General features: G+C 45.5%; 10 protein-coding genes. 9 read left to right on the top strand and 1 reads right to left on the bottom strand.

Annotation, left to right across the window (positions count from 1 at the left end; translation table 11 throughout):
- The first annotated feature begins 560 nt into the window (after positions 1 to 560).
- From rny to pduL, 4 genes are all read left to right on the top strand, one after another.
- Positions 561 to 2,102 (top strand): ribonuclease Y, encoded by a 1,542-nt coding sequence (gene rny, locus AAHF22_RS00640; protein WP_347323035.1) that lies wholly within the window; start codon positions 561 to 563, stop codon positions 2,100 to 2,102.
- 65 nt (positions 2,103 to 2,167) lie between these two features.
- Positions 2,168 to 2,962: a TIGR00282 family metallophosphoesterase gene (locus tag AAHF22_RS00635; protein ID WP_347323535.1), complete on the top strand. Its 795-nt coding sequence runs from the start codon at positions 2,168 to 2,170 to the stop codon at positions 2,960 to 2,962.
- Positions 2,963 to 3,277: 315 nt separating this feature from the next.
- On the top strand, positions 3,278 to 3,538 hold the full coding sequence (locus tag AAHF22_RS00630) for a stage V sporulation protein S (RefSeq protein ID WP_017813748.1): 261 nt from the start codon (positions 3,278 to 3,280) through the stop codon (positions 3,536 to 3,538).
- Between the two features lie 286 nt (positions 3,539 to 3,824).
- On the top strand, positions 3,825 to 4,397 hold the full coding sequence (gene pduL, locus AAHF22_RS00625) for a phosphate propanoyltransferase (RefSeq protein ID WP_347323034.1): 573 nt from the start codon (positions 3,825 to 3,827) through the stop codon (positions 4,395 to 4,397).
- A 514-nt stretch (positions 4,398 to 4,911) separates the two neighbouring features.
- On the opposite strand, the gene AAHF22_RS00620 is transcribed toward pduL, so the two are convergent.
- Positions 4,912 to 6,084, bottom strand: a complete 1,173-nt coding sequence (locus AAHF22_RS00620; RefSeq protein ID WP_347323033.1) for an immunity 26/phosphotriesterase HocA family protein — start codon at positions 6,082 to 6,084, stop codon at positions 4,912 to 4,914.
- Between the two features lie 334 nt (positions 6,085 to 6,418).
- Here AAHF22_RS00620 and AAHF22_RS00615 point away from each other — a divergent pair, with 334 nt between their 5' ends.
- From AAHF22_RS00615 to AAHF22_RS00595, 5 genes are all read left to right on the top strand, one after another.
- The gene (locus tag AAHF22_RS00615; protein ID WP_347323032.1) at positions 6,419 to 7,123 is read left to right on the top strand and encodes a L,D-transpeptidase family protein; all 705 of its coding nucleotides are present in this window, start codon (positions 6,419 to 6,421) and stop codon (positions 7,121 to 7,123) included.
- Positions 7,124 to 7,427: 304 nt separating this feature from the next.
- Entirely contained in the window at positions 7,428 to 8,978 is a 1,551-nt protein-coding gene (gene miaB / locus AAHF22_RS00610) for a tRNA (N6-isopentenyl adenosine(37)-C2)-methylthiotransferase MiaB (protein ID WP_347323031.1), read from the top strand.
- 105 nt (positions 8,979 to 9,083) lie between these two features.
- A complete protein-coding gene (locus AAHF22_RS00605) occupies positions 9,084 to 9,491 on the top strand; it encodes a YlbF/YmcA family competence regulator (protein WP_347323534.1) in 408 nt (135 codons plus the stop codon).
- A 185-nt stretch (positions 9,492 to 9,676) separates the two neighbouring features.
- Positions 9,677 to 10,714: a GNAT family N-acetyltransferase gene (locus AAHF22_RS00600; RefSeq protein WP_347323030.1), complete on the top strand. Its 1,038-nt coding sequence runs from the start codon at positions 9,677 to 9,679 to the stop codon at positions 10,712 to 10,714.
- A 303-nt stretch (positions 10,715 to 11,017) separates the two neighbouring features.
- A complete protein-coding gene (locus AAHF22_RS00595; RefSeq protein WP_347323029.1) occupies positions 11,018 to 11,419 on the top strand; it encodes a PaaI family thioesterase in 402 nt (133 codons plus the stop codon).
- Positions 11,420 to 11,594: the final 175 nt, after the last annotated feature.

The raw sequence follows: 11,594 nt of genomic DNA, 5'->3' as shown, positions 1-11,594 counted from the left end.
AATCGATAAACGGTACAATAACATTTCAGCATAGTTTTAAAATAATATGCAATTAAAACTAAATCATGTTCTCCGCAAACATATATAACAATATGGAACAATAGCTTTGCTCATATTGCCAATCCATTTATTTCAGCGATGCATCTTAAGCGAACCATCGACGGTTTATCCGATACAGATCGTTCTGAAATTCAACTACAACACAACAATAACGAAATTCCGTACTCCATCAGTAGGATGTGCTAGCGGTAGAGGATGTCCACGGAAATAACCGGAAATGCCAATTGCTTGACAATGTCTTTTGGCAAATAATAAAATGGATGTGTACAGTTTGTCATTTTTACGTCATTTTTAGCTTATTGACCTCAAATGTTGTGGCTATGACGGGCTGTTACAATCGTGCTTGAACTTTGAAAATGTTTAAGCCCCTTGAACGGGGAATTAGCACATGTACCCGCATGAGCGATGAAACGGAATTTAAAGGGACGAAGCATTGTATTACCATCATCATGGTAGTTCCCAAGGAATACCTTGGAGGAATCAGCGAGGAGGTGAACAGAATGGGTTATCTCTGGATCATAATTCTCGTTGTTGCCGCATTATTCTTTGGGTTCGTGATCGGATATTTTATTCGCAAATCTCTTGCAGAAGCTAAAATTTCCAGTGCTGAAACTGCTGCCGCACAGATCGTAGAAAATGCGAAGAAAGAAGCAGAAGCACTGAAAAAAGAAACAGTTCTGGAAGCAAAAGACGAAATCCACAAATTCAGAGCTGAAGCTGAAAAAGACATTCGTGAGCGTCGGAATGAAAACCAACGGCTGGAAAGACGATTGTTGCAAAAGGAAGAGTCGCTGGATAAAAAGCTGGAATCACTGGAACGCAAAGAAGAACAAGTGGTTAACAAAGAGAAACGTATCGAAGAGACACAGCAACAGATCGAGCAGCTATATCAAACTCAGGTATCCGAGTTGGAACGAATCTCCAATCTGACCATGGAAGATGCGCGCAGCATCATTCTGAGCAATGTAGAGCAAGAAGTGCGTCATGAGACTGCACAAATGATCAAAGACATTGAGCAACAGGCGAAAAACGAAGCGGACAAGCGCTCCCGTGAGATCATTACACTCGCTATTCAGCGTTGTGCAGCTGACCACGTGGCAGAGACTACCGTTTCTGTTGTCACCTTGCCTAATGAAGAAATGAAAGGCCGCATTATCGGCCGCGAAGGACGTAACATCCGCGCACTGGAAACATTGACTGGTATTGATCTGATTATCGATGATACACCGGAAGCTGTTATTCTGTCCGGATTTGATCCGATTCGTCGTGAAATTGCTCGTACCGCATTGGAAAAATTAGTGGCTGACGGACGTATTCACCCGGCACGGATTGAGGAAATGGTCGATAAATCTCGCCGTGAAGTGGATGAGCGTATCCGCGAATACGGAGAGCAATCGACTTTCGAAGTGGGCGTACACGGCCTGCATCCAGATCTGATCAAAATTCTTGGACGACTCAAGTTCCGGACGAGCTATGGTCAGAACGTGCTCAAGCACTCGATGGAGGTTGCTTACCTTACCGGCCTGATGGCTGCCGAGCTAGGTCAGGATATTACACTGGCGAAGCGTGCAGGTTTGCTGCATGATATCGGTAAGGCGCTTGACCACGAAGTGGAAGGTTCCCACGTGGAAATCGGCGTAGAACTGGCTAAGAAATACAAGGAGCATCCAGTCGTAATCAACAGTATTGCTTCTCACCACGGTGATACCGAAGCAACATCGATTATCGCTATGCTCGTTGGCGCAGCGGACGCACTGTCTGCCGCACGGCCTGGTGCACGTCGTGAGACACTGGAAACGTATATCCGTCGTTTGGAAAAGCTCGAAGAAATCTCGGAATCATTCGATGGCGTCGAAAAATCGTATGCGATCCAAGCCGGACGCGAAATTCGCGTTATGGTACAACCGGATAAGATTGACGACGCAGAGAGCTTCCGATTGGCTCGCGATATTACGAAAACGATTGAAAATGAACTGGATTATCCAGGACATATCAAAGTTACCGTTATCCGTGAAACACGAGCGGTTGATTACGCAAAATAAAGAGGATGCGAAAAGTGACCTGGAATACGGGTCACTTTTTGTATTACTGGACGGAGGAGAACATCATTAAAGTTATTTTTATTGGAGATATTGTAGGCAGTACAGGGCGGAAAGCGATTAAGTCAAGCCTTCCTCGGTTAAAATCAAAGTATAACCCGGATATGATTATCGCGAATGCCGAGAATTCCGCCTCCGGGCGCGGTGTGACACGTAAAATCGCCAACGAGTTATTTGAGCAGGGCGTACATGGGATTACGATGGGCAATCATACTTGGGATAATCGCGAAATTTTCGAATTTATCGATGATGAAGCGCGTATGGTGCGTCCGGCGAATTTTCCACCGGATACACCAGGACGTGGTTACACGATCATTAAAAACGGCGGCAAACAGCTAGCCATTATCAATTTGCAAGGTCGGACTTTCCTGCCTGCGATCGATTGTCCTTTCCGTAAAGTGGATGAAATTCTGGAAGAGCTGAAAGGTAAAACGAATGCGATTCTGGTTGATTTTCACGCGGAGGCAACGTCCGAAAAGATTGCTATGGGCTGGCATCTGGAGGGACGTGCATCGATGGTCGTTGGTACGCATACGCATGTGCAAAGTAATGATGATACCATCCTGCCAGGTGGTACAGCGTACCAGACCGATGTCGGTATGGTCGGTTCTTACGAAGGGGTGCTCGGTATGGAACGTGATGCCGTATTGTACAAGTTCCAGACTCAGCTGCCTGCACGTTTTCAAGTATGTGAAGGGAAATGGCATTTCCATGCGGTCTATGTTGATATTGATGATGCCACCGGTAAAGCGAAGAAGATCGAGAAAATCCGCATGTATGAAGACGAGTGGCATATGGATTAAGCTGCAACAGAAGCTAGAGCTGACATTTGCTTATCGACTTGCTATACAAGCATATTGATGCTCGAATCTGTATACGGATTAGCTTGATTCTCACCAAATATTATCGCTGCTTGTCAGGTTCTTATGATCGCTTGATGTCCCTGTTTGAAGGAAGAAGATACAAGTATATTGAACATTCAAAAATATATTTGGCAATTCCACATGTACGGTTCAAAAAAAGAAGGAAATTGAAATAAATCCTCGAATACTAACTAGACGCATTTCCGATCATTTTTGAAGCCAAGCCATCATTCATTCCTAGGGGAGGTACCTAACATGGAAGTATTAAAAGTGTCAGCAAAATCCAACCCGAATTCAGTAGCTGGAGCCCTGGCAGGAGTGTTGCGCGAACGCGGCGCTGCCGAACTTCAAGCTATCGGAGCGGGTGCACTGAACCAAGCGATCAAAGCTGTAGCCATTGCCAGAGGATTTGTAGCGCCAAGTGGAGTTGACCTGATTTGTATTCCAGCCTTTACCGATATTGTGATTGATGGAGAAGACAGAACTGCGATGAAGCTGATCGTAGAGCCAAGATAAGTAGCAAAGATAACGGCATAACCGCCCCAATCATCACGTCAGTGTATGGCATTTGATTGAGCGGTATCTATGTGAATCGATAGGTACTAGATAGGGATGGCGGAAAAACGTAAAATTTTGTGACCTGTATCGCTTTTTTACTGAAAGCGTGCAGGTCTTTTTGCTGACTTGGTTTTCATTTTCATAAAAAAAGATGTATAATAGAACGGTATGATTTTGATTAAATCTAGTACGTGTATTTTGTTACAAACATATATGTACACAATAGTCGAGGAGTGAGCAATCCATGAGTAAAGTAGTATCTGTTGGCGTATCTGCACGCCATATTCACCTGTCTCAAGAGCATATTGAAATTCTGTTTGGTGCAGGATATCAATTGACTGAATTTAAACCACTGTCCCAACCAGGTCAGTTTGCTGCCAACGAAACGGTTGAAGTTGTTGGCTCTAAAGGTTCTTTCCCTAAAGTACGTATTCTCGGCCCAGCACGTGCGGCAACACAGCTGGAAATTTCCCTAACCGATTCATTTGCAATCGGCGTCAAAGCACCGGTTCGTGAATCCGGCCACATCGACGGTACGCCAGGCATCCTGATTAAAGGACCAGCAGGCGAAGTTGAAGTGCAAGAAGGCGTAATCGTGGCAGCTCGTCACATTCACTTCCACACTTCGGATGCGCAAAAATGGGGCATCAACGATCAGGACAAGCTGAAAGTTCGTCTGTCTGGCGAGCGCGGCATGGTACTGGAAAATGTAATTGCACGCGTATCCGATTCGTTCGCACTCGATATGCATATCGATACAGATGAAGCAAATGCAGCAGGTGCGCGCACAGGCGACACAGCTGAAATCATCGACTAAGTAAGAGAACACAGGTGTACAGGCAGTCAGATTTAAAGCTGGTGCCTGTACAGCATATATAGTGTCCTCATAAGACACACAAATCATAACAGCCGGAACGATTCGATGCTGAATGTGGATAGAAGAACGATACACTATCCATATTCAGCAGTCGGAATCTGTTCCGGCTGTTTTTGTTGCGAATGTATCGTTTGATTATGCTCTGCTTTAGCTTGATGCCTGCTTTGTTGGCTACTGTAGGTTGTAAGTGAATTTTAAGTGAGCACTGATCCATAAGGAAGTACGTCAGGAAGTATGGCACGAATTACGTCGAGAAGTATAGCAGGAAGTATGGTAAGAAGTACATCGATAAGTATAGCGGGAAGTATGGCAAGAAGTACGTCAAGCAAAGACGTCGACGCATGCTATACATGATACATAAACATAGTATACATAAACGTGCCGACGCGCTATACCTGTACACTCCTATAGTGCACGGGTATAACGTATCAGTACGTTTGAGTTGTATATGTGTTTACTGCTTGTTTGATTTGGCATAGCGTTCATACGTCCGTTGTAAATAATGAACATACTGCTTGCGTGTCAAACCACCGGTTTGTTCATTAAAATCATCATATGAAATAGTAGCAGGAAAGCCAAACTCTGCCATCGCTTGTTGCCGTGCCCCGGCATATAGTGGATGATCCAGCGTTTGAGGCCAGTCTCTATGTTCGAGCGGCTCGAAATCATGTCGTGAAATGCCTGCATGTACACCATGATTACTGTACGTACATGCCGTTTGGAACTGCACCTGTGATGCTGGTTTGAATGCTGTTCCTGTGCCCCAGGACAGACAATAACTAGCTTCTGGTTGCGCATTGATTTGACCGTAACCGATCGGAAAAGCGATATCGTGCTCTTCCAGCAGCTTATGACCAACAAGCTCATAATGCCCACGCAAAAAATAATCGTCCATGACCGTGATCGCATAGTTCGCTTGTGGAGCTGCTATAATCTGGCTTAGATCCGGGGAACGCTCTGTTGTACGATATACATACGGACGCACAAACAACGGCATCGTCATCAGCTGATTCCAGAGACTGTGCTCACTGAACAGACCATCTTTTTGCATGTTGCGCATATCGCCGATGACGAGTACATATGCATCGTAGAACAAATCCAGTTCCACACGAAAAATATCTCCCGGTATCGGATGATAACGCTGACGCTTCGCATGCAGCAGTCGTTCTAGCTTCCGATCATAGTCAGGTGGAAGTTGCGTCGGATACTGCTGAAGCTGTGCGATTAGCTCCTCCGCAGTAAAAACGTGTTCGTATTCAGGAATAGGTAGTGAGACAGTATTATTCGGGTTGATCACCGTTACATATCCGCGATGATCATGGTCGCGAATACCTGCTGAAAACTTCATACTGGCGGCTTTGATGCCGGTTATATTAGAGAAGTTTAGTTTTTTCTCTTTGCCTTTTGCCGTTAGAGGTACTATCCATTGTCGATCACGTGTTGCCATATGTACATCGGTTTCAGAATACGATTGTTCATAAGTACCGATACATTTACGAATGATATCGCCCTCCAGCGCAATCCAGTATCCTGCGCGCAGCTCCATCCATTCCCAATTGGAATCCAGTTGTTGTAAGCCAAAATAAGGACGTAATTCATTCGTTAACCATAATATAGGCTGTTTCAAATTGTACCCTCCTTGCCTAATGATGTAGTATGATGGGACACAACGTTACTCGTTCCGTATGCTGAAGCTGTGCATGATATGAATCGATAGAACATAGCGATCGCTAGCAGATATTAATTGCTAGTAGATAGCAATCGATAGTAATTGTGAATTTCTAATAAATATCAATCGCTAGCAAACGCAAATCGCACCGCGTTTAACTTTATCATAAAAAGATAGACATCGTGATGCAAACAGCATCGTCATTACACATCCAGCCAACTGTGCCAATGAAAACCACTTTTATTCACTCCTAAACTGGATGATAAAAATACAACAACAGGAGGAACCTATCATGAATTACCGTATTCGACTGATGATGGTGTTCTTGTTACTGGTCGGCTCGATTCCTGCCTATCAGCAAGCAGATGCGGGGGCGCCAATCGATGAGGCCAGATTGTTTAAGAAGCTGGATCAGCTTGGCAGTGGGCAGATCATTCTCGTTGCTGCGGATCGATCCAGCTCGAGCACAGGCAGATTGTACGTATATGAAAAGCAGGCTGGAACATGGCAACGCCAGCTAGGGCCAATCCCTGTTGTATTAGGTAATAGAGGACTTGGTAAAACAAAAGAAGGCGACGGCAAAACGCCACTCGGTACATATACACTCGGTACTGCATTTGGCAGCAGTCCACAGCCACCAGCAGGGTTGCAAATCGACTATCGTCCAGCAGGCGCAGACGATTACTGGGTCGATACGCCGCAATCACCTGACTATAATAACTGGGTTGCTTATGAAGGCGATCCGCAGGAGCGCTGGTCTTCGTTTGAGCGGCTCAATCATCCATTGTATCAGCATGCCGTCGTCATTAATTACAATACGAATCCAGTTGTCCCCGGTAAAGGCAGTGCCATTTTCATGCATATTTGGCGAGCAGCGGACAAGCCAACCGAAGGCTGTATTGCGATGTCAAAAGATCATCTGCTACGTGTGATGAAGATGATCGATCCTGAACGGTCTCCCAAAATTCGTATCGGTGTCGGTAACGGAATTTACTAACAGAGCTATCACTATAGCTATTCACCGTTCCAATTGATCACGGATGGAGATTCCTTGCTTTTTATATAGATAGTGCCATGCTATAATTACAGGTGATGCTTTTTTGTTGAACCGATTGCTTACGTTGCTTACGATATAAAACGCATAGCCGTGTCTAAGTAATCGGGCGCTTTATGTTCATCGTATGGAGCGGTAAAGGAATAGAGCAGCAGTAGTCCATATCAAGCAGCGCAGGCTGTTTAGTATATTGTGATCCGATCGGTATGTTCAGGAAATGTTTATGGTGGGGGAGTGACAGCATAGCATGTCAAAACAAACAAAAGATTATTCTCAATATTTCGATTTTTCCGATGCTAAGGTCATATCGGAGGATGAAACCGGCAAAAAGATTCGTATTCGTGGACGCGAAATTCATATTATGTCCGAGCCGAATCAGCGTGAGGAGAAAAAGCGTGGTAAGCAGGAAGTACAGGTCATGTACGAAAATGCTGTGCCAGAAGAGCTGCGCGCGATCGGTGCGGGCAAGCATTATCTAGTGTACACATTCGGCTGTCAGATGAATGAGCATGACTCGGAGACGATCAAAGGCATATTGGAGCAAATGGGCTATACTGCAACTGAAAGCCGCGATGAAGCCGATATTATTTTGCTTAATACTTGCGCGATTCGTGAAAATGCCGAAGATCGTGTATTTGGTGAACTGGGTCATCTGAAAACGCTCAAGCTAGAGCGTCCGGGCTTGCTGCTTGGCGTATGCGGATGTATGGCACAGGAAGAAGGCGTCGTGAATCGGATTATGCAAAAGCATAATTTTGTCGATATGATTTTCGGTACACATAATATTCACCGATTGCCACAGCTTGTACAGGGTGCACTATTCAGCAAAGAAATGGTCGTTGAAGTCTGGTCCAAAGAGGGCGATATCGTTGAAAATTTACCGAAAAAACGCCAGGGTATGCGCGGCTGGGTAAATATTATGTATGGCTGCGATAAATTTTGTACGTATTGCATTGTCCCTTATACACGTGGTAAAGAACGCAGCCGTCTGCCACAGGATGTGATCGCTGAAGTGCGCGAGCTGGCACGTCAGGGCTTCAAAGAGATTACACTGCTTGGCCAAAACGTCAATGCTTACGGGAAAGATCTGGAAGGCATGAACTATACATTTGGTGATCTGATGGACGATATTTCCCGCATCGATATTCCGCGTGTTCGTTTTACAACGTCACATCCACGTGATTTCGATCAGCGTCTAATCGAAGTGCTTGCCAAAGGCGGCAATTTGGTCGAACATATTCATTTACCTGTTCAATCGGGCAGCACTGAAGTATTGAAAAAAATGAGCCGTAAATATAGCCGTGAACGTTATTTGGAGCTAGTTGACCAGATTTATAGCGCTATTCCAAATGCTGTGCTCACAACCGATATTATTGTTGGGTTCCCTGGGGAAACCGATGAGCAATTTGAAGAAACATTGTCGCTGGTGCGTCAGGTGGGCTTTGATTCGGCGTATACGTTTATTTATTCGCCGCGTGAAGGTACACCTGCTGCTTCGATGGAAGACAATGTACCGATGGAAGTGAAGAAGGAGCGTTTGCAACGTCTGAACGCTACGGTGAAGCAATATAGCCGCATTGGCAGCGAAAAGTTCCTCGGTCAGGTCGTTGAAGTGCTGGTCGAAGGCGCCAGCAAAAACAATGATCAGGTGCTGGCTGGACGCACACGCTCAAACAAGCTGGTGCATTTTGAAGGCTCAGAGGAACTAATTGGCGAGTTTGTCTATGTGAAGATTACCGATTCCAAATCGTTTTATATTAAAGGTGAGCTGGTGGCTGAACCGGCAGCGATAAGCTGACGAGCGAGCGTCTGCCAGACTCGACCTGACGGAAAGGATACGAGTGCCGTGGAGCGACAGGAGCATAACCCAAACAATCAGCAGACGGCAGCAGACAGCCCGGAGCTGGAAACGAGCGGATTGTATATTCGTGAAGATATTATGGAGAAAACGCGGCAACTTGCCGGATTGATCTCCAATAGCGAGGAAATTGTTCATTTTCAAAAGGCGGAGCAGATGATTCAATCCCATGAACGTGTGCAAAGCCTAATCTCGCAAATTAAGAAAAAGCAAAAAGAAGTCGTTGCCTTCGAATCGTTACGTAATCAGAAGATGGTAGCGAAGATCGAGGCGGAGATGAATGAGCTGCAACAGGAGCTGGATGATATTCCACTCGTAGGTGATTATCAGGAATCCCAGGTAGAGATTAATGATCTGTTGCAAATGGTCGTATCAGCCATTTACAGCACCGTATCCGAGAAGATTCATGTGGAGAGCGGTAAAGATTCTCCCCCGGCGTCCTGCGGGGACTAAGCGTTTGATCGATTGATGATCATGCGGAAATCATAGAGAAGTAGAGGGCGCGGAGTGGCTATCCGCGTCTTTTTTATCTTAATAGAAGGTCGGCGTTGCGATATAATGGTCACACAATATTTTTTCGTTTTGCACCAGATCGTATAATATCAGATCGAAATTGAGCGGAAAGAAGTGAGCTGATCATGGAATCGTCCAACTATAATGAGGCTCGTGTGATCATACGTGCACGTAACGAGCATGAAGCGCTGCCTATGCCATTGCTGCTGCTTGCTGATCCTGATGCGGTGGTGATTGAGCGTTATGCTGCTCTCTGTCGCTGGTGGTTTGCTGATGATGGAAATGAAATTATTGGCGTCTGTGGGGCACTGGAGCGCAGCAGTGGAGCATGGGAAATTATGAATATGGCCGTGCTGCCCCGGTATGAAGGTCAGGGCATCGGAAGTAGGCTGATGAAAGGTGTACTGGCTGATCTGGACGATGAAGGGGCACTCGAAGTCGTTGTATGTACAGGCAATTCTAGCTTGAGTGCGCTTGCTTTTTATCAGAAGCAAGGTTTTCGTATGGAAGCGATTGAACTGGATTATTTTACTCGGCATTATGCTGAACCGATTATCGAAAACGGGATTCCATGTCGGGATCAGATTATTTTGCGCAGACGTCAAATGGGGACGCATACACCCAAACGTCCAATCATATTGTCGCATTTTCAAGCCAGTGTATCGGTGCGGATTGCGCAAATTCGCGATGCTGGCCCATTGATTCGTATGAAGCGACGTCTCGATGAACAGACTACATTTATGTTGCTGGAGCCGGGCGAGCGTATGATGGGTGAAAGTGAGCAGCGGGATGTGATACGATATGCGTTGCGTAGTGCGAACTCGAATATTTTTTTGGCAGAGTATTCCGGTCAGATTATTGGCTATCTGGAAGCGATGGGCGGCAAAGTGATGCGTAATCGTCACAGCGTCTATATTGTGGTCGGTGTGCTACAGGAATATGCAAATCGTGGCATCGGACGCAGATTGTTCCAGACGATGATGCACTGGGCAGAAGATCGCGGTGTTCAACGATTGGAGCTGACGGTGCAATCGACGAATGAACGAGGTATCCATTTGTATCGCTCACTTGGTTTTCATATTGAAGGTATTCAAAAGCAGGCGCTGATCGTGGATGGAAACTATGTTGATCTGATCCAGATGAGCTTGCTGCTGTCAGAGTGAGATCTGATATAAGGTCTACATTGGCTTAATAGTCGCAATGTATACTTTGACCGCGTGGGATGTAACGTTTGCAGTGCAGGGCACAGCAGAACTCGAAATGTGATGCAGATATCTATTTTATATGTTGGAGTAGAGCAAACTTGGAGTGAAAGTGGGTCAACGGATAAACGTACTAGACCGCTTTGGGTAGAATCGCACTTATGATGTAATAGGGAAGAAGGCGTTGAAACGAACGATCATTCATAATCGCATCGGACATCGTATTAAATTTGAGCATGATGGAATTAACAGGAGGAATACGTAATGACGGAGTGGCAAGAGATACTAGAAGCAAGCGAGCAAATGTACTGGGGATTACTTGGCTGTAGACTGGTCGAAAGCCATCATGAATATATTAAAATTGCCCTGACGGCAACCGAGCGTCATCTGAACCATATGCATATTGTGCATGGTGGGGTAATGATGTCTATGATGGATCAGGCAATGGGCATGATGTCGATGGCGGTACAGGGCGGTCAGCCGTGCGTTACGACGAATATGAACACTCATTTTGTCCACTCGATGGGTCAGGGCGAGCTATACGCAATCGCTAGAGTAATTCATCAGGCAGGTCGCACGATGACATTGCAAGCAGAGATTACAAATGAAGCAGGAGAGACAGGCGCGATTGCTACCGCTACGTTTATCGCCACGCGCAGTAAGTGATAAGTTAAGTGAATGATATCTAAGTAAATAATATCTACGTAAGCGATATCTAAGTAATCGATATCTACGTAATAGCGCCGTCCTTTCCAGTAAATATAAGCAGTACATCGTATTCATCTGCTGTGAAGTCAAATAAACGTTGACCTCACGGCATTAATAGTTCATAATGATATTA

Source organism: Paenibacillus wenxiniae (assembly GCF_039822605.1).
Classification (GTDB): Bacteria; Bacillota; Bacilli; order Paenibacillales; family Paenibacillaceae; genus Saccharibacillus; species Saccharibacillus wenxiniae.
This window is presented reverse-complemented; position numbering and strand designations above follow the sequence as displayed.

Coding starts and splice junctions, on each gene's coding strand:
- rny (WP_347323035.1), top strand. CDS start 561: ATGGGTTATCTCTGGATCATAATTCTCGTTGTTGCCGCATTATTCTTT.
- AAHF22_RS00630 (WP_017813748.1), top strand. CDS start 3,278: ATGGAAGTATTAAAAGTGTCAGCAAAATCCAACCCGAATTCAGTAGCT.
- pduL (WP_347323034.1), top strand. CDS start 3,825: ATGAGTAAAGTAGTATCTGTTGGCGTATCTGCACGCCATATTCACCTG.
- AAHF22_RS00615 (WP_347323032.1), top strand. CDS start 6,419: ATGAATTACCGTATTCGACTGATGATGGTGTTCTTGTTACTGGTCGGC.
- miaB (WP_347323031.1), top strand. CDS start 7,428: ATGTCAAAACAAACAAAAGATTATTCTCAATATTTCGATTTTTCCGAT.
- AAHF22_RS00600 (WP_347323030.1), top strand. CDS start 9,677: ATGGAATCGTCCAACTATAATGAGGCTCGTGTGATCATACGTGCACGT.
- AAHF22_RS00595 (WP_347323029.1), top strand. CDS start 11,018: ATGACGGAGTGGCAAGAGATACTAGAAGCAAGCGAGCAAATGTACTGG.